At 41.9% G+C, this 19,012-nt stretch carries 22 protein-coding genes; 19 read left to right on the forward strand and 3 right to left on the reverse strand.

What is annotated here, in order from left to right; translation table 11 throughout:
• The first annotated feature begins 9 nt into the window (after positions 1–9).
• From aroA to A5877_RS00415, 15 genes are all read left to right on the forward strand, one after another.
• Positions 10–1,299, forward strand: a complete 1,290-nt coding sequence (gene aroA / locus A5877_RS00350; protein ID WP_086316126.1) for a 3-phosphoshikimate 1-carboxyvinyltransferase — start codon at positions 10–12, stop codon at positions 1,297–1,299.
• Positions 1,296–1,802, forward strand: coding sequence for a shikimate kinase (locus tag A5877_RS00355; protein WP_008379901.1), 507 nt, complete (start codon positions 1,296–1,298; stop codon positions 1,800–1,802). Before aroA ends, A5877_RS00355 begins: the two co-directional genes overlap by 4 nt.
• 1 nt (position 1,803) lies before the next feature.
• A complete protein-coding gene (gene pheA, locus A5877_RS00360) occupies positions 1,804–2,685 on the forward strand; it encodes a prephenate dehydratase (RefSeq protein WP_086299442.1) in 882 nt (293 codons plus the stop codon).
• Entirely contained in the window at positions 2,660–3,130 is a 471-nt protein-coding gene (locus A5877_RS00365; protein WP_086316127.1) for a GNAT family N-acetyltransferase, read from the forward strand. Before pheA ends, A5877_RS00365 begins: the two co-directional genes overlap by 26 nt.
• A 116-nt stretch (positions 3,131–3,246) precedes the next feature.
• Positions 3,247–4,521 carry an LCP family protein gene (locus A5877_RS00370; RefSeq protein ID WP_086316128.1) on the forward strand — a complete coding sequence of 425 codons (1,275 nt, stop codon included), beginning with the start codon at positions 3,247–3,249 and terminating at the stop codon, positions 4,519–4,521.
• A 93-nt stretch (positions 4,522–4,614) separates the two neighbouring features.
• Positions 4,615–5,463 carry a DegV family protein gene (locus A5877_RS00375; RefSeq protein ID WP_005235946.1) on the forward strand — a complete coding sequence of 283 codons (849 nt, stop codon included), beginning with the start codon at positions 4,615–4,617 and terminating at the stop codon, positions 5,461–5,463.
• Between the two features lie 177 nt (positions 5,464–5,640).
• The gene (locus A5877_RS00380; RefSeq protein WP_008379907.1) at positions 5,641–6,183 is read left to right on the forward strand and encodes a GNAT family N-acetyltransferase; all 543 of its coding nucleotides are present in this window, start codon (positions 5,641–5,643) and stop codon (positions 6,181–6,183) included.
• Positions 6,176–6,433 carry a TfoX/Sxy family DNA transformation protein gene (locus A5877_RS00385; protein ID WP_005235943.1) on the forward strand — a complete coding sequence of 86 codons (258 nt, stop codon included), beginning with the start codon at positions 6,176–6,178 and terminating at the stop codon, positions 6,431–6,433. Before A5877_RS00380 ends, A5877_RS00385 begins: the two co-directional genes overlap by 8 nt.
• A gap of 189 nt (positions 6,434–6,622) precedes the next feature.
• On the forward strand, positions 6,623–7,102 hold the full coding sequence (locus A5877_RS00390) for a DUF6530 family protein (protein WP_005235941.1): 480 nt from the start codon (positions 6,623–6,625) through the stop codon (positions 7,100–7,102).
• Positions 7,103–7,120: 18 nt separating this feature from the next.
• On the forward strand, positions 7,121–9,388 hold the full coding sequence (locus A5877_RS00395; protein WP_086299439.1) for an AAA family ATPase: 2,268 nt from the start codon (positions 7,121–7,123) through the stop codon (positions 9,386–9,388).
• A 136-nt stretch (positions 9,389–9,524) separates the two neighbouring features.
• The gene (locus A5877_RS17290; RefSeq protein WP_254907404.1) at positions 9,525–9,698 is read left to right on the forward strand and encodes a hypothetical protein; all 174 of its coding nucleotides are present in this window, start codon (positions 9,525–9,527) and stop codon (positions 9,696–9,698) included.
• Between the two features lie 13 nt (positions 9,699–9,711).
• Complete coding sequence (locus A5877_RS00400; protein ID WP_242691943.1) at positions 9,712–10,164, forward strand: hypothetical protein; 453 nt, start codon at positions 9,712–9,714, stop codon at positions 10,162–10,164.
• Between the two features lie 87 nt (positions 10,165–10,251).
• A complete protein-coding gene (locus A5877_RS00405; RefSeq protein ID WP_008379910.1) occupies positions 10,252–10,920 on the forward strand; it encodes a hypothetical protein in 669 nt (222 codons plus the stop codon).
• Positions 10,921–10,935: 15 nt separating this feature from the next.
• A complete protein-coding gene (locus A5877_RS00410) occupies positions 10,936–11,784 on the forward strand; it encodes a sce7725 family protein (protein WP_008379911.1) in 849 nt (282 codons plus the stop codon).
• A 1,490-nt stretch (positions 11,785–13,274) separates the two neighbouring features.
• Positions 13,275–13,685 (forward strand): hypothetical protein, encoded by a 411-nt coding sequence (locus A5877_RS00415; protein ID WP_086316129.1) that lies wholly within the window; start codon positions 13,275–13,277, stop codon positions 13,683–13,685.
• Positions 13,686–13,845: 160 nt separating this feature from the next.
• On the opposite strand, the gene A5877_RS00420 is transcribed toward A5877_RS00415, so the two are convergent.
• The gene (locus tag A5877_RS00420; RefSeq protein WP_086316130.1) at positions 13,846–14,232 is read right to left on the reverse strand and encodes a hypothetical protein; all 387 of its coding nucleotides are present in this window, start codon (positions 14,230–14,232) and stop codon (positions 13,846–13,848) included.
• A gap of 213 nt (positions 14,233–14,445) precedes the next feature.
• Between A5877_RS00420 and A5877_RS00425 the strand changes: the two genes are divergently transcribed.
• The 4 genes from A5877_RS00425 (at position 14,446) to A5877_RS00440 (ending at position 15,868) form a co-directional block, all read left to right on the forward strand.
• Complete coding sequence (locus A5877_RS00425; RefSeq protein WP_008379938.1) at positions 14,446–14,814, forward strand: hypothetical protein; 369 nt, start codon at positions 14,446–14,448, stop codon at positions 14,812–14,814.
• Between the two features lie 41 nt (positions 14,815–14,855).
• Entirely contained in the window at positions 14,856–15,134 is a 279-nt protein-coding gene (locus tag A5877_RS00430) for a hypothetical protein (protein WP_016611786.1), read from the forward strand.
• A complete protein-coding gene (locus A5877_RS00435) occupies positions 15,131–15,418 on the forward strand; it encodes a hypothetical protein (RefSeq protein WP_008379940.1) in 288 nt (95 codons plus the stop codon). The genes A5877_RS00430 and A5877_RS00435 overlap by 4 nt, the downstream gene beginning before the upstream one ends.
• Positions 15,419–15,514: 96 nt before the next feature.
• Entirely contained in the window at positions 15,515–15,868 is a 354-nt protein-coding gene (locus A5877_RS00440) for a DUF2200 domain-containing protein (RefSeq protein WP_086316131.1), read from the forward strand.
• 313 nt (positions 15,869–16,181) lie between these two features.
• Here the strand turns inward: A5877_RS00440 and rsgA are convergent, their stop codons facing one another.
• Both rsgA and mgtE read right to left on the reverse strand, forming a co-directional pair.
• A complete protein-coding gene (gene rsgA / locus A5877_RS00445; protein WP_086316132.1) occupies positions 16,182–17,123 on the reverse strand; it encodes a ribosome small subunit-dependent GTPase A in 942 nt (313 codons plus the stop codon).
• Between the two features lie 152 nt (positions 17,124–17,275).
• Positions 17,276–18,640 carry a magnesium transporter gene (mgtE, locus tag A5877_RS00450; RefSeq protein WP_034878560.1) on the reverse strand — a complete coding sequence of 455 codons (1,365 nt, stop codon included), beginning with the start codon at positions 18,638–18,640 and terminating at the stop codon, positions 17,276–17,278.
• Between the last annotated feature and the right edge of the window lie 372 nt (positions 18,641–19,012).

Below are 19,012 nucleotides of genomic sequence, written 5' to 3' on the forward strand. Positions count from 1 at the left end.
GAGGCCGTTATGAAACTAAAAAAAGCAACACATCTAAAAGGGACGATAGCAGTCCCTGCTGACAAATCAATCTCGCATCGTAGTATCATGTTCGGGGCGTTAGCCGAAGGGACAACGATTGTCCGTAATTTCTTGCGTGGAGAAGACTGCTATAGCACCCTTCATGCATTTCAATCATTAGGCGTTCCAATCCATGATGACGGTCAGACGATCACGATTGAAGGACAGGGCTTTAATGGCCTTAAGCCTGCCCAAGACCCAATTGATATCGGCAATTCTGGTACAACGATTCGCTTAATGATGGGGATTTTGGCTGGACAGCCATTTACAACCACCTTATTCGGCGATAACTCTTTGAATAAACGTCCGATGAACCGAGTGATGCTGCCATTAAGAGAAATGGGTGCCAATGTGAGAGGGCATGAGCAGACGGAGTTCCCACCGATCACCGTTAATGGTACTGCTTCTTTACAGCCCATCAATTATCAGATGCCCGTAGCAAGTGCCCAAGTAAAATCGGCGCTGATTTTTGCGGCATTGCAAGCACAAGGTACCTCGACGATTATTGAAAAAGAGACAAGTCGCAACCATACCGAAGAAATGATTCGTCAATTCGGTGGTGTCATTACAACACAAGGCAAAACGATCACTGTGACGGGACCTCAAACACTCCAAGGACAAGAAGTAATTGTTCCTGGTGATATTTCCTCCGCTGCTTTTTTCCTAACAGCCGGCGCGATTATGCCAGAAAGTGAGATCGTTTTAAAAAATGTCGGGATCAACCCCACTCGTACAGGAATTCTTGACGTACTAGAGGAGATGGGTGCTTCAATTGCTTGTTCTAATCAAGACGATCAGAATCAATCAGCTGACCTTACCGTTCGAAGTTCTACCTTGCAGGCAGTGACCATCGCTGGCGATATTATCCCACGTTTGATCGATGAATTGCCGATCATTGCGTTGTTAGCCACGCAGGCTCATGGCAAAACGGTGATCAAAGATGCGGAAGAACTAAAAGTAAAAGAAACCAACCGAATTGATGCAACTGCCGAAGAGTTGACAAAACTTGGAGCGGACATCACTCCCACCGAGGACGGGTTGATCATCAACGGTCCAACCCCTTTGCATGGCGGACGTGTGTCAAGTCGGGGGGACCATCGCATCGGCATGATGCTGCAAATTGCCGCCTTATTGACAGGTGAAGAGGTAGAATTAGAAAAAGCCGAAGCCGTAGCAGTTTCTTATCCTGATTTTTTTGAGGATGTCGCACGTTTGGCTAAAGGAGGAAACAGCGAGTGAAAAAAGTGATATTAATTGGATTTATGGGTGCTGGAAAAACCACGATTGGTCGTCTTTTGGCTGAAGAAACGAAACAGTCTCATGTGGATTTTGATGACTTGATCGTTGCTGAGATCGGCATGACCATTCAAGAATTTTTCGACCAACACGGTGAGGAAGCCTTTCGCAAAATCGAAACGGATATTTTAGCTAAAACTTTGGCAAAGGAACAAATTATTTCCACTGGTGGGGGCATCGTATTAAAAGAAGAAAATCGTCAACTTTTAAAAGAGATGCCGCTCGTCGTGTATTTAAAAACAGATCCCGAGGAGCTGATTCATCGCTTAAAGGCGGATAATGGCAGCATTCGTCCCTTAGTCGTCTCAAAATCACCAGAAGAAATATTGGCTGTTTACCGTCCTCGGATCCCTCTTTATGAAGAAACTGCTTCATTGATCGTTGAAACGACGAACAAAGCACCAGAAGAAATCGTACAGGAAATTTTGATCAAAGCGGGTGCATAAAATGAAGATTGGTTATTTAGGACCGAAAAGTTCCTTTACGCATATAGCTGCGCAAGAAGCTTATCCGGAAAATACCTGTATCCCCTATGGATCGATTCCGCTTTGTATTCAAGCGCTAGCTAACGGCGTGATCGATCGCGCGGTCGTTCCGAACGAGAACTCATTAGAAGGGTCTGTTCATGCCACGATTGATACGCTCTTTCGTCAAAATCAGTTGAGCATCGAACAGGAAGTTATTTTACCGATCAATCATCAATTGTTAGTTTCTCAGCAAACATCAAAAGACAACCGTCCCATCACTAAGATTATTTCTCATCCGCAAGCCTTAGCGCAATGTGCCGACTTCATCGAAGCCCGATTTGCTGGAGCTACTGTTGAGGCGGTTGCTTCCACAACGACTGCAGCAGCCTACGTAGCAAAACATCCAGAAGAAGCAGTTGCGGCGATTGCTTCCAAAGAAGCGGCATTGGCCTATCAATTAACGATCAAAGAAACCAATATTCAAGATGTTGCCTTTAATCAAACCCGTTTTTGGGTTTTGACGAAGAAAGCAGCAAACACCCAGTTACCAGAGCAGACTGCTGAGAAAGCAACGATTTTTGTGACGCTCCCAGCAAACCGACCGGGGATCTTGCACAAAATCTTAGCAACCTTTGGCTGGCGAGAAATTGATTTAAGCAAAATTGAATCGCGGCCTTCAAAAACCACCTTAGGGGAATACTTTTTCGTGATCGATCTGGTGATGGACAAGCCGTGGCAACTGATTGTAAATGCTTTTGAAGAGATTCAGTTGTTGGGTGGTCAAGTCCATCTTCTCGGCGTGTATTCCGTAAATGTTGTTGAGGAAGTGACAAAAAATGACTCAAGTCAAAATAAAATTTAGCCAAGATGAAACCCTTTTAGCAACGTTTCATAAAGAGATCCAAACACAGCACCATCAATGGTACCCAACGATTTTTAAGCCCTTTGATCAGTCAAGATTTGAACAAGCAATCACACAGCAGCTGCAAGAGCCAAGCCACCACTTTTTTATCGCTTGGTTGGCGGACCAGCCTTGTGGCTTTGTGCATCTTCAAGAGGTCTGTTTGCCACAAAATGCGATGATGCATGAACGAAAGTGGCTGGAAATTGCAGCGATCGCTGTTGACCCTCGGTACCAAGGGATGCATATTGGAAAACAATTGTTGGCATTTGCTGAAAACGTTGCGCTGGAAAAAGGCTTCGATGATCTCTCACTAAACTTTTGGTCGGCAAACCAAGTGAAATCATTTTATGAGCAAGCAGGATTTGTGAGCAAACGACAAGGTGCATCAAAGCATCTAAGGTAAAATATGAAGAAATTTCCTAGAAAAAGGTTAAAATTTCAGAAAATAGCTTTCTTTCTATAAGGTCTAGGGTATCCTTATAGACAGAGAGCTATTTTTTAGTTGGAGGATCAGAAGCAATGAGCAGGATGGAAAAAAATAAAAAACTGCATGAACGGCTAGAAAAGGAATCCAGTCAGGCAGCCAAAGAAAGTATCTTTGCCCGCCGAGAAGCCAAAAGAAGAAACCAGCGCGTCAGACCGAGTGATTCTACTTCTTCTGCTGATGAGCGAGTAGGAGACATTCCTTATCAAAACAACGAGCATCCTAGGGCAAGCGACTCTCGTGCGGCTCAAAGTTCTCGAGAACAGTCACAAGTAGGAGCAATAAAATCTGAGGGACGAAAAAGCGCGATCCCTCCGCTATCTGCTCAGAGGCCTGCGATGCATCAAAGCCAGGAACAATGCAAACAAAAACCGCCAAAGCTTAAGAAGACCAAGCAACCCAAACAAAAGAAAAAGCGGAAGCACCCAGTTCTGCGTATTGTGGTTCGGGTACTATTGGTGCTTTTTGCCTATTCATTGATTGCGTTTCTTGTCGGTCAGCAAGTCGCAAGAAGTGACGCTGCTTTTTCTACGACTGATGAAGAGACCTTTAATGGTACGGCCGCTGCAAATGGTGCTCGGAATATATTGCTCATTGGTAGTGATAGTCGTGAAGGAGAAGCTGGACGAGCAGACACTATTATGGTTTTGCAATTAGATGGTCCCAGTAAGCAACCGAAGCTACTTTCCTTTATGCGGGATACTTTAGTTACGATTCCCGGTTATGGCGAAAACAAGATCAATGCGGCTTATGCCTTTGGTGGTGCTGATTTGGTTAGACAAACGTTAGCGGAGAACTTCGGGCTAGAAACCAACTATTATGCAAAAGTTGACTTTCGTTCCTTTGAAAAAGTGATCGACACATTGTTTCCCTCAGGCGTTGCTATCAACGCGGAAAAAGATATGAGTAAAAATCTTGAAGTTGCCATCAAGCAAGGGCAACAACAAATGAATGGGCTTGAGCTGTTGCAATACGCACGCTTTCGGATGGACGAAGAAGGTGACTTCGGTCGTGTAAGACGACAGCAGCAAGTAATGGATGCGATCTTTAGCGAAATGAAAAATCCTTTAGCTATTTTAAAATTGCCTTATGCAGCTGGAAAAGTCTTAGGCTATGCTTCCACCAACCTGCCAATGTCTTTCCTATTAAAAAATACCTTCTCGATTGCTCGAGGGGCGGGAGGAGTCGACAGCTTGACTGTCCCAGTCGCTGACTCTTGGCAATACGGTTCAAGTGCGAGTGCCGGAAGTGTGTTAGTCGTCAATCTTGAAACCAATCAACAAGCGATCAGGAATTTTCTTAATGAGTAAGCAGAATGAAAAGTTCTGAAAACCATTTGAAAGTAAGTAAATTTATGCTATATTATTAATGACGTTTGAAATTTGTTGAAACGAGGAAAAAGAATGAAATTAGCCGTTGTTACTGACAGTACAGCTTATCTGCCGGAACGGATCAAAAACCATGAAGATTTGTTTATCATACCGATCCCTGTTATTTTAGATGGAAAAGTCTACAATGAGGGCATCGACATTGAAGCTGATGAGTATTACGCTTTGTTGAAAAACAGCAAAGAATTCCCAACCACTTCTCAACCGGTATTAGGAGAAGTGTTAGCCTTATATGAGTCATTGAAAGATCGCGGTTACGACACGATCATTAGTATCCACTTATCAAGCGGTATCTCTGGATTTATCGGAACGCTTTATGGAATTACCGATGAAATCGAAGGCGTTCAAATCATTCCTTACGATTCGAAAATCACAAGTATGCCGATGGGGCACATGGTAGAAACCGCTCTTGATCTGTCAAGTCAAGGCAAAACCGTAGAAGAGATCATTTCCCATCTGGACACTATCAGAGACAATACCTATGCCTATTTGATCGTTGACGACTTGAATAACTTGGTTCGTGGCGGTCGCTTAACCAATGGAGCAGCCTTGATTGGCGGATTATTAAAAATCAAACCGATTTTGACCTTTGATCAAGGAAAAATTGTGCTTTACGAGCGCATTCGTTCCAGCAAAAAAGCATTCAATCGCGCGGAAGATATCATTGGTCAACGGGAGCAAGAAATCGCATTGCCTGTTAAATTTTATGTAATCCACGCCAATAATTTAGAAGTAGCGAAAGAAGAAAAAGCGAAGCTACAAGCGAAATACCCAAATGCAGAAATTGAGATTGGTCACTTCGGACCAGTTATCGGCACGCATTTAGGGGAAAAAGCCATTGGCATCGCTATTTCAGCGCAATAATTTTTATTTTTTCTATGTTTATTCACGCCATTATCTCCTCAAGACAATGTATGTAAGAATCAGTTAGACGTTCGTCTAGCTGGTTCTTTTTTCTGCTTTTTTGAGATTCGCTTGTAAAAAATCACACAAACTCGTACAATAGGATCAAAATGAAGGACTTGCAAAGGAGGAATTGCTATGAAGTGTTCCTTAAGAAGGTGGCAAATGAGCGATGCGCAAGATTTAGCCCATGCGTTAAATAATCAATCCATCCACGATTATTTACGGGAGGGGTTGCCATTCCCGTATACGGTCGCAGATGCACAAGCCTATATTCGATCTGTGGAAGAAGCAGAATTTGCCTTTGCAATCACTGTGGATGACCGAGCAGTCGGCAGTATCCGTGCTGTTCGCAAAGAAAATATCCATTATAGAACGGCTGAGATTGGCTACTCTATTGCACAAGAGTACTGGGGAAAAGGTTTGATGACACAAGCCGTTCAACAACTATGTGACTATATATTTACTACTTCAACTATCGTTCGTATTTCTGCTGAATCTTTTGCGAAGAATCATTCCTCTTGTCGTGTGTTGGAAAAGGCAGGTTTTACATTAGAAGGCGTTTTGCGAAAGCATGCGGAGAAAAACCATCAGCTGTTAGATATGAAACTCTATGCGTTGATTCGTCAAGAGGAAGACGGGCAGGATGACAACAATCAAAAAGGAGAAACCTATGAATGAACTGCAAAAGTTACCAAATGTAGGCCAAGTTTTAGCGGATCACCTGGTTCGTATCGGCATCAGTACCCCTGAACAATTGCGCACAAAAACGGCCGAAGCCATTTTTGTGACGATCCGCCAACAATGTGATGCGGGCGCTTGCCTCCATATGCTCTATGGTATTGAAGGGGCGATCCAAGGCATTCCCAAAGCCCAACTTGCAAGTCAGAGAAAGCAAGAATTGCGCCTTTTTTTCAATCAATTGAGCTAGTGAAGTAATGCGTCTTAAAAAAGCACTTTTTAAGAGCGTTTGTTTTTAGATACTTCTTATCAAGTGCTTTTTCTATAGACATCTGTCCCTAGCTACTAGAAAAGACCTTTTGCTTGTCCCAAACTAGCTTCCTCATTATACTTACTCTATCTAGTAAATTAGTAATTTACTAAACAAGGAGTGAGAACAATGAAAATACCAGAAAACTTGAAACATAAGCCCGTCATTAAAGTGGAAGACTATGATACTGTTGACGGAAAAAATGCGTTACATACGGATGCAAAAGGCCTTTCCCTCGGATTGGCACAATGGAACGACCGGGGAAAAGTCGATATCTCAGGCAAGGTTTGGCGCCACACAGGTGAAAAATGGTCTCGTCAGTCAGAAGAACTACCGCTCACTAGAATCTTAGATCTAGCAATCTTAGTGGCGCAATCCAGTTTGTATTTTCAAGAGGCTTATCGCCATGAAAAGTTTTACGATCCTGAAAATCCGTTGATCGAGATCATTGGCTTACAAGGAAATCGTATGACCGTTGAAGTAGACACCGAAAATCCTAAGATCGATGAAGACATTCTACTTTTTTATGATTCCTTGCAAAAAGATGGCGAACTTTATGGTGAACGCTTCAAAATCCTAAAACGGCTTTTGGATGAGCTAGGTTATTAAGAAAAGGAGCAGATTACCATGACACAAATTCAACCGTCTTTTGTCGTAACGAAAGGACGCGCTTTTAGCAAATTAGAACAAACAATGATTTGGAAGAAACCACAAAGTCATCAGACCAGTGCCGAAGAACTGCGAATCGCTTCAGAGATCGCGTTGAACTGGACGGATCCAGAAATGAAGATCTTCAATGTGTTGTTGGAAGGCGATGCTGGTTCCGGCAAGACCCAGTTGGCAAAGGCACTTTCTGCCGACCTGCAACTGCCCTACACCAAAATCACCTGCTTTGCGGATATGGATAAGTCAGATGTATTTGGTGCTTTATTACCAGTGATCAACACCGACCAAGAAGAGGACAAGGACTTGCTGGATGCGATTTATCAAAGTGATTGTTTTGAAGATGTTTTGGGGTTGATCCAGCGGCATTTTTCCCTGACTCGTGAGCGGGCACGGGCGAAATTTGCAGAACTGATCGAACGAATCGAAACCAGTGATCAACAACCTACGATTCAATACAAATTTTATCCCTCCGAAATCGTACGGGCGCTGGAAAAAGGCTACTTGCTTGAGATTCAAGAGCCAACGGTCATTCGTGATGCTTCGGTACTAGTGGCACTAAACTCGGCCCTTGAACAAAATGGAATGCTGAATATCCCGACTGGCTTCGTCCGACGACACCCTGACTGTGTGGTGATCATCACAACGAATCGGAATTACCAAGGCAACCGCCCCTTGAACGAATCCTTGCGAGACCGGATGCAGCATGCTGAAAAAATGGATTTACCTGAGCTGGCAGTCATGGTGCAGCGAGGCATTGCCAAAACCAATTATCCAGACAAAACGACTGCGGAGAAAATGGCTGAGATCATACGCTTGCTAGACGTGACCGCCAAAGCCAATGCCATCAAAGGGGTGGCGGGCATGCGTTCCTATTTTTATTGGCTAAATGCAGTCAAACAAGGACAAGATCCTTTTACTGCAATTGATAGCAAAGTGCTATACAAAATCACCACCGATCCAAATGAGCTTTCTCTGTTACAACAAGCACTAGAAGCTTCAGGGTTATTGGCGCAACTGCGACTTTTGTTTTCTGGACAACCACTAAATGCTTTTAAACAACAAATCAAAGGGCGTCGAATCAGCAGCGAAGAGGCGGACCAGCGCAATGTAGTGGAAGAAGGTACGCCCGTCCTAAAAAATGAACAAGTCCTTGAGACGCCCAATCAAGAAACTGAGGCGGAAACGATGGAAACCAGTGATTCTGACAAACAAGAAGCGAAAAGCGCAGCAACTGAGGCGACGTTTTCAGAAGAACTGGAACGCAATAGTCATGATGGCCAAGCAAAAGCTGGGAGTGAGGCACAAGAGGCAGCTCCTGCTGCTCATTCTTTGTCGATCGAAGCGTATGAAACCCAGGAGAAAGAAAAGAAAACCACGGCATCAAAGACAGCACGACAAGCATTGAAAGAATCAATCCATGCCAAAGAAGGGCTGATCGTTCATCGACCACCCGTCGATTTAGAAAAAGCGACTGAAGCCCAACAGCGTTTGCAGCCGTTGCTGCCGATCGTAGAGTCATTGATCAAGCAAACCCAAGAAGTATTGGAAAATGAACAAGCTTCGGCATACAGTAAAGGTAAGTACAGCGGCACACGCTTTGATGCCAGCAAGGTTGCGTATCAAGATTTCCGGACCTTTGACAAGAAGAATCCACCTCATGAACAGCCTTCCTTAGCTCTTGCTTTGCGCATCGATGAATCGGGTTCGATGATTCGAGAAGATCGGATATTGTATGCGCAACAGGCGGTCTTAGCGGTGAATGCTTTTGCCGAACGTTTATCTTTGCCATTGATGATCTATGGCGATACAGCAGACGTGACCGCTCGTGAAAAAACCTCGCTTTTTGCATACAAAGAATTTAATGAAGGCTTTGAATTTGTGCCAGAGAAACTCATGACAATGAAGCCTCGGCAAAATAACCGTGATGGGGCTGTCTTGCGCGTGCTAGCTGAAAAGCTCGCTCATCAGCCGGCAACCACTAAATTACTCTTGAATATCAGTGATGGCCAGCCAAAAGCTCTTCCTGATTATACAGGGGTAAAAGCCAAAGAAGATATTCAGCAGGTGATCGCTGACTATGAACGACAAGGGGTGCTGTTTCTGGCAGCTGCCATTGGCCAAGACAAAGAGGTGATCAAAGCGATTTATGGGGAAGAACGCTTTATTGATCTTTCCAATCTAACAGAATTTCCGCAGCGCTTGTTGCAGCTGCTGACAAGGTATTTGTAGACGTCGATAGCTAAAGGGAAAAGAGTGTGGGCTACGTGCCGCACTCTTTTTTGATCATAATTATATTATGTAAACAAGAAGATGTTTGTCTAAATTTGAAAAGTTCTGTAAAATAGGCGCCAAAAGGAGGGATATCATGAACAAATGGCGGTACTTCTACTATCCTTGCCAATTCGGCTGGCACGCAGCACTTCGTAGGCGCAGTTTGCTGATGAGTGGGGTATTGGCGATTCTTCTACTGATCATTGCCATCTTTGCAAAGAATTGGCTAGTTTTTTTTTCGTCAATGGCTGCACTACGAAACAAATAGTGGTGAGAATCAGATGGATCTCACATATGCCAGTTGGCTTTTCTTTTTGCAATTGCTGCGCTTCGTACTTAGCATTCTAGCTATAGGATTGATCGCCGCCTTTTTATGGCACTGCAATCACATGTATCGTTTTCATTTGATGGGGGAGGAGCAGCAATCTCTGAGTATTCGGTTGTTGTTAGGACAGTCTCCGTTGGTGGTCACCTTAGAAGAGCTTTTCTTTGTAGGCATTCAAAGCATTGTTATTGGTTTGATAGGGCTTGTCAGCGGTTTGTGGCTTAGTCAAAAAGCACTGCAGGATTTTTTTCATTTCTTTCATCTTCCCGCAGGCTTTACTTTTGAATTTCCCTTTAAAGGTCTATTAATCACGCAACTTGGTGTGCTCTTGCTGCTTTTTTTGTTACGATTCCGCGGTACAAAGAGGACGGTTGAAGAGATTCTCGGTAACGGATGCCCGAATGAGTGAGGGGATGATAGGTTGCTTTTATTTCCCTCTTTTAAAATGCGAACATATGTTTTATAATAGGTGAAACAAGATAAAGGTCGTGAATTTGTGAAGACATCCTTAACTTTAGAAATGGAAGAGGCACTTTATTATTATTGTCGTGAAAACAGTGATATTGTGGTAGAAGAGGTAGTCATGCCAGATGATCACGGCATCGTGGATACTTTGAGTTGTCGCTTGACGACTGAAAATACATTTGAATGGCGTTGCTACGAACTCAAAGTTAGTTTGGCAGATTTTCGCTCAAAAGCAAAACTATCCTTTATTGGGAATTATAATTATTTTGTCTTACCCAAGTCATTGTATGAAAAAGTCAAAGATCAGATTGCACCTACAATTGGTGTTTTGGTCTATCATGCATTTCTTGAAAAAGAAACGGGCAGCAAAGGGTATTTCAGTGTCGAAAAGAAACCCCAACGGCAAGAGCTGCAGGTTCCAGAAAATGGCTTATTGTTTCGGTTGATTTCGGCACAAGCGAGAGAAGTCGGCAAAGCAAAACAGACTGCTCGAGGATTGCGGGTATTTTCAACAGAACGTTTGTACCAAGAACTGAAGAAACGCCAGCCTGAGTATGACTTGTTCGGTGGTGGAGTCAATTACTATGATCGATTTATTGAAGATACTCAGCTGCAAGCGATCGAAGCCTTGAAAGAAGAATTGGCCGCTACGAGAGCAGCCTATGAAGCGCTGGAAAAACGTTTTTTATCAGGCGAGTAAGAAGGAGAGAAGAAGATGTACTTCCCGTATATTCGTGGAAAACAATTTGATTTATTGGCATTGAAAGCACTGTTGGAACAAGATCGCTTGTCAGAAGCGATCCAGCCGATCATTGAACCGGTCAAGCAATCAAAAACGTTTTGGACGACCATTGACCTGTTTCAAAGGAAGCAGCATCCTTTTTATCTTGTTCGCAATCCACAGGCTGGGGCTTTTCTGACTGCAGAGGGGTTAGCAGAGTTGCAAAATGTTGCTGCCCCTAAAGCAATGATCGTAGATCGACCCATTGAAACAGTGGAAGAAACGCCTGATCTTTGGATCGTTCATCAAGCGGACCCAGCACTCGCTAGTGATTGGCGGGAAAATACACTGCCGGTGCTGGTAGGCAAAGAGTTTCGTTTGTTAAATAAAATCAACGGCCCGAAACTACTGATGGAAGATCCGTTTACACGTTTACCTAAAAATAGTTTTTATACAGAATGTCCGGACGAAGGGTTTTCAAAAACCCATCATCTTTATCAAAAATTGGGTTATGCTGGGTTTAGTGATTTTTCTGTCGATAGCAAAATTTATTATGAGCACAGTTATCCCTCAAAGCGGTTGGTTTTGCATTGGATCTATCCGACAACTGAGCAAGATTTGCGAATCGTTCACTTATTTTCTGAGGAAGAATTACCAAATCAGAAAGAAAAATTTTTCGAAGTCATGGAAGCTTTGTTACAGCATGAAGAAGAGTATTCTACACAAACAGCTGGGCTGCAGCTATTAATTGCTGCCTATCAGCAAAGGTCGTTTCCAGGTATGGGCGTTATTCGGAAAGCTGCGGTTATGAATCACTTGGAACTCGTCAGTCGTCTTATTTAGTCTCTATACGTATACGATGGTAAGCTCTAACAAAATACTGCCATTTATTGTACAAAACACCTTGATTGCACCCATTGTTTTCAGGATAGTGATAAAATCAGGGAAAAGGAGTTGGCGCTCGTGGGAACAAAAGATAGAGAATATTATCGAAATGAAGGAAAAGAATTTGAAAAAAATAAGAAAAACCTGCTTATTCGACGTTTAAATCAACTAATCATTGTTTTGGTCGTTTTGATCATTGTCTTTTCGGCGATCCTGTATTACATAGTTTGAAACTTTCCGTAGCTGTCATTGCTTTATTAGCAGCAACAAAAAGAAAATTGTACTTAGATGACTGTGATCCCTTGATTAGGACTCGCTATGGGAATCGGATCCGTTTAGGTAAAAACTGAACGCAACTCAACTTTTGTTGTTTATCGTTGCTGGTTTGCCTGTGATCAAGATTCCCATTAGGCTATTTAGTTAGAACAAATTTGGCTGGGTTATGTACGAATCATTACTGATAAAATCGTGAACAGTGATTCATTAAGCATTGAGTGATTCATTGAGATTGGCCATCAGCTGCAAACTATCTTTGAATTCAAAGATTCAAGGATCAACAAGATCAAATACAGACAAAGGTACAGATATAATTTGTCAATTGATTTTCTTGTCAGTCGTAAAATAAACAAAAATCCTAAACTATCGCTTAAATAACCGTTTTTTTGGATTATACTGCTAATTAGGTTAATTTGAAGGAAATAATCATGAATAAGAGAGAGGAGAGTCGCACAATTACTAGCTAGATACGGTGTTCAAAAAATTTTTTATTTTAGTTTACATAATATATATTATACAAAGTTACATTCAAAAAAGGGTTCGTGCCATTCTAAATAGTTCAAGACAATTTTGTATCATTTTACCTCCCTCCGAATGACTTTTATCAGTAGATTGTCGCTAATGCACCTAAAATTCAATTAAAACTAAGAATTTCTTGTTTTACATGTTCTTCAGATTCTTTTTTTGATTTGCTGATTAACAGATTGATAACTGTCTGGTAGCAAGTACTTGCGGATTCGTCGTCCTACTTTCTTTATCTCAGCAAATTATCAGCCTTAGCCTTGATTTACGAACCAATCGGTTTGATTGTATGCTATAATCATTTTGAAAATCTTTGAGCTTTTTTCTCGAACTTTATTCATATATAGCCAATCCGTTTCAAAGTTCTAACACTAGTGCTTAGATGTTGCAAATGCTAACAAATACCCGTTACATGATTCTATAAAAAAGAACCCTAAAATCAGGTAGATAACTTAGGATATTTCGTTTAAGCCTAACCATAATCGCTCATTGTTTATTATTGTCATTTTATCACCTCACCTCATTTTACTATTAATGAGGCGCAGACCACTGATTTGCCTGGTTTGCAACTTTTTTCCATTTGTAGAATTAATACCCGATAAAAGCAATTTCATAAGTATGGCTGACAATTCCTAAAAAGGAGAATAAAAATGAAAAAGAAGAAGCAATTAAAGCTAGCCTTTTTACCAAAACTATGGGCGTCACTCCTCTACTTGCTTTTTGTGTTCACAGCCCTTTTCCTCTATTTATCAAAGTACTTGGACATTTCTTTCTTTACTTCGAGGTATGCTGACTTTTATCTTCATATCTCCAATTTTTTGATTAGTTTGATTATTGGCTTACTGGGGTATTTTTGGCTTCTTGTAGGTGCGCCATTTAAAGCCGTCACGCTATTGACCCTGCTTTTGCTCATTGCCAATCTATTGAGTGAGACTGTCTTTGGCTTTATGAACACCCCTGATCGAATCGATTTACTTTTTGGTATTGCAGGAACGCTCATCGCATATTTTACTTTGGCAATGATCAAAAGACACGGTTTAGTCAAGAATCAATCGTTTTAATTTAAACAGTCATGACTTCTCCTTATATGATCCCCTCGTTACTTAGGTCTAACCTATTTTTTTGGGAAAAGAAACACCTTGCTGCAGTTATTTAGCCGCAAAAAAGCACTCAATAAAGGGAGTGCTTTTTTGCGTTTCCATTGGCGATACTTTCGTATGGCTAGTCACTTGGCAGCCAATACAATGGACTTAGCTGTAGATTTTCCCAATACGGGTTGTGAAACCCTATCAAATAGTGCAAAGCTAAATACCCGAAAATCATAAAGCCAAATGACAAAGTCACGATCCGTCCCCAACGTGGTATTTCTTTGATAAATAAACCTAGCATACATATCAATAAGGGGAACGAATAATTAAACAGTAAATCACTTCTAATATTTTGGTTCAGAGGATCCTTCATTATTTTGTCATTTAAGCCCCAACTTATGCCGACGATCACAAACATAAGCGCCAGAATAGTCAATCGTTTGCGATCAAAAAGCCACTGTTCTTTATCTTTCCTACTTGCAAAGTAGATCGTAAGCAGGACCACGATTAATCCAGACATACTATTCTCCTTTTTCGCCAGCTATTTTCCAAAACGTTCATCGTCGCTTCAGGATAAATTATAACAGATATAGTGCAAAAAAACGATACCCACCACTAGCCCCTTGTTTGATGCCCTTTTTAGATGTTTCATAGAAGAATCAGAAATTTAAAAATCTGTTCGCTTTACAAAAGAGAACGTATGTTTGTATTATATAGATAAGAGGTGATTGCTATGGGTATGCTACAACCATATGAAGATCGAAAAAAGCTAAAGTGGCAAGGATTCTTTTTATCTGAGCATACAACTGAAATTGAAGAGGAACCGACACGTAAGTTTGATTGTCCACCTAAGCCGTCACTCACAACGGAAGAAATCAATCAGTGTTTATTTGAAGCCATGAAAAAGAACCTAACTGTGGCGATCCAACGAGAAGAAGTTAATGAAGAAGGCGGCTATCCTCCAGATATTATCGGGAAAATCAGCGGTTATGACCCATTAGGTATTTATTTGACGGGAGAAACAACGGAAAAAATCCATTATGATGAGATTCGTCACGTTGCTTTCTACGAAGAAAGAAAATGGTTTGATCTCAGCGAATAATACAACTGTTTACACTACTTAAACTAAAGGAGGAAGAAATGATGGAAACACAAAAAGGATCTGTCTCAAAAATAAGAATCGTCTCCTTTGCCCCCTCCCCTTTGGTCCGCTTTACATTAGGTACCACCAACTGTTTGATTGCGAAACACAGTTTGAATTTTTTAGGGGATGTTGATGACGGCATGTTTCTAACCGTGGGCGGCTATTGGAATAAGCGCCGTCAATTCGTGGTGCAAAAGTATACGGTGTACGGCAAAACAAAAATCATGTTGGATATCGATGCCTATCGACAAAAAACAGTAAAGGCGGGTTCATTATGAGAGCAAGAGACCTCTTGACAGCACTGACAACGTCGTCGAGTGCAGCAGATTACCAAGGAATTTATTTAATGTACAAAGAAAACTTGATTCCTTTTACGACGATCGCCCAAGATAGCCATAACCAATTGATTTTATTTTTTGAACCAAAAAAACCCGCTCTGACGCTGAAAGAATTATATACACAGCTAATGCTGCATAAGAATTTGGACTTACTCTATTGGGATGGCGAGTCACGTCAAAAAGTTCTAGGGTTTCGTGAACAAGAAGAAAAGATCATTCTTTAGTCCCCTCGCCTATTTTTGGCACACAACAAGTGTCGAAAATCTCGGCAAAACGAAGAAAATAAAGTATACTTTGTGTAAAGACTAAAGGAGTATATCATGAAAAATCAAAAGATCACCCAAATGAGTTTCGCGAAAGTCTATCCCCTATATATTGCCAAAGCAGAGCGGAAAAATCGAACAAAAGAAGAAGTAGATCAGATTATTATCTGGCTGACCGGTTATGACCAAGAAACGCTGCAACAGATGAATGAAGAGCTTTCTTTTGAACGTTTTTTTAGTCAAGCCCCTCAGCTCAATCCCGCACGAAAGCAGATCACTGGTGTCATTTGCGGCATTCGGGTAGAAGAGATCGAAGAGCCAATGGTTCAAGAAATTCGTTATCTAGATAAACTGATCGATGAACTGGCGAAAGGAAAAGCCATGACGAAAATTCTGCGCTCTGCTGAATGAGGCGGTTTTTTTCGAGTTGCTATTTAAGAATCAACGCTTTATACTTGAAATACCTTGGCAGGGGCAAATCATTGCTCAAAACACAGTGGGAAAACACCCCACTGTGTTTTTTTATACTGCTTTTCTTGACGGTAGCTTGCAACCAGACAGGCGTTCTTAGCTTAGTTCAACCACTTAGCATGTAGTGCCCTGTGGAATTGGCCGCCTTTTCGTGAAAACACAAGGACATTGTCTACGTCCCTCTTCTTTACTCAACAAGACTCTCTTAACACGTACAAAAAAGCACTCCTCTTAAAGAAAGGAGTGCTTACTATTACTTTTTCAATTCTTTGATCTGTTCTTTTCGCTTCAAATACGCCAGTTCTTTTTCCATTTTACGATAGCGGGCGAAAGCTTCTTCTGAAAGTTCACCGGCAGCAATGGCTGCTTTGACCGCGCATTTCGGTTCTGTTTCATGACGACAGTCTCTGAAAAAACAACCTTCAGCATACTGGCTGATCGCTTCAAAGGATTGGTCGATCGAAGCTGACCGGACGGTACTGATGCCAACTTCCCGCATGCCAGGAGTATCAATGATCATTGCGCCAGAAGACAGAGTGAACAACTGGCGACTCGTCGTCGTGTGTCGTCCTCGACTATCCTCTCGTATGTCATTGGTTTTTTGAACGTCTTGCGCCATAAGCTGATTTAATAAGCTGGACTTTCCGACCCCAGATGAACCGATAAATGCGCTGATCTGTCTGTCAGAAAAATACGTTTCCATCAGCAATTCGTTTGGTTCAAAAATGGACGTAGCAAATGTTTTCACACCAAATGCATCGTTTAATGCTTGCAGCAGCTCTGGTTTTTTATCAGCAGTAACTTGATCGGCTTTGGTCAAGAGAATCACCGGATTAGCCCCACTGTCCCAAGCGATCGTTACAAAGCGCTCTAACCGAGCCAAATTGAATTCTTCATTGGCACTAGTTGCAATAAAAACTGTGTCGATGTTCGCCGCAATGCCTTGCTCGTCCGTGCGATTTCCAGCTACTTTTCGTTGTAAAAAACTTTTTCGTGGCAGCAAAGCATCAATCAAGAAATGATCTTGATCATACACCTGTCCTTGTACAGAATCACCAACGATCGGATAATCCTTTGGCGCTAGTGCCTGTTGGCGAAATTTTCCTGAAACCGTTGCTAAACATTCTTCTCCTGTGGTCAAGCGGACTTTTGCGATATCTTTGGCCTGAAAGACCACAATTCCTTGTTTTTCCATGATTTCCCTCCAGTTAGTTAGGAGGCCGCACTTAAAAAGAGAAACCTCCGAGTTGATGTTGCTTCATTTGATTTGTCATAGGACATTTCCCCTTTCTATGTTGTGCTCATCATGTGATGTCGCTTTATTATACCACCGGAACGGACAGTATGCTAAAGCAAATGACCCAAAAGAACATTTACTGAAACGAAGTAGATAAACAAGCCGGCGATATCTTTGATCGATGTGATGATCGGTGCCGAACCGGCTGCTTGGTCGATGTTTAGTTTAATCAGTACAAACGGGACTAAGAAACCAAGTGCTGCGGCTAAGGTCATGGCAAAAACTAACGAAATACCAACAGCCACACCTAACATCGGGATTCCTTGCCAAAGTGATGCAGCAACCCCAGAGATGACCCCTACGATCAAACCTAGACTTAAGCCGATCCAAACTTCTTTAAAGAAATGGCGAGTGAAGGTCGAAAGATCAATATGCCCTAATGACATCCCGCGAACAAAAACAGTTGAGGACTGTGTACCAACGTTTCCACCCATATCCATGATCAAAGGGATAAAAATCGCAACGGCTGCCACCGATTCCAATGTTTGTTCAAATTCATCAATGACTACCCCAGCTAAAAGACCGGCAACCAAAGTGATCACTAGGAACGGCAATCGGACTTTCCAAATTTGCCAAAGGCTGCCGTTGATCAGAACGTTACTACGGTCTGCTTCATTAGAAGCAACATCGACTAAACCAGCAGCATTAAACATGTCTTCTGTCGTTTCTTGCTCGATGACATCGATGGCGTCATCGACAGTGATGATCCCAACGATTCGCGATTCCTTGTCTACGACTGGTAGCGCAATGATATCTAGTTCATTTAGCAAACGTGCCGCTTCTTCCTGGTCCGTGTCCGTGGTAACATAAATAACTTTTTGGGACATGATTTCACTGATGAGTTGATCCCCTTGCGCCATTAAGAGATCTTTCAGTGACAAAACACCTTCTAATGTTTTCGTTTGATCAGTAACATAAAGCGTATAAATCGTTTCTTTTTCTTTGGCTTGCATTCGCACTTTTTCTAACGCTTGATTGACCGTCATATCTTTTTTCAATGTGATGAATTCCGGTGTCATCAAACGTCCAGCAGTCTCAGCCTCATACCCTAATAAGAGGTTTGTTGCAGCACGTTCATCCGGTGCCATTGATTGTAAAAGTTTTTGTGTTACGGTCGCTGGCAACTCATCCAAGAGTCTTACCCGGACATCTGGTGCCATTTCGTTCACAAACTCGGTTGCCCGTTCATCGGTGAAAGAGCGTAATAAGTGTTGTTGTGTAGCTGGTGTCAAATCTTCAAACAGGATAAGTGCTTTATCTTTCGGTAATAGTCGGAAAACGATCACTTTTTCATCCGCGGATAAATTGCTGAACAATTGTAACAGCGGCAGCTCTTCCATTCCTGATACGAGTTCTTTTAATTTTTCAGAGTCTTTCTGATTTAAATAATGTAAGATGGTTTCTTGCTGGTTCATGGGATACACTCCTTCTCCTGTAATTTTGCTCAAAGAAAGAAAGGAAATCGTTCAGAAAATTGTCCAGATTTCTTTCGTTTGAAGGTTGCGTGCTATACAGCTGAAATTTCGTTCCGCAGCTGGAGATGCCTGTTATTAAAACAAGCATCAAAGGGAAATAGCAACAACTTTATTCATTATATCACATAGTTTTTTTAAAACATGAAAAATTTGACTTGCAAATAAAAAAAACCATTCAGGCATGTTCCCTTGGTAAAGAAAGTGGGTTAAGAACATTTGAGATCAAAAAGCAAAAGAAACCTGAAAGTTCTGTAAAACGCTCCATGCAAATGGTATGATGAATGGGTTGCAGTTTTTTTACTCCCCGTTTAT

The organism is Enterococcus sp. 3C7_DIV0644, assembly GCF_002141235.1.
GTDB lineage: Bacteria > Bacillota > Bacilli > Lactobacillales > Enterococcaceae > Enterococcus_D > Enterococcus_D entomosocium.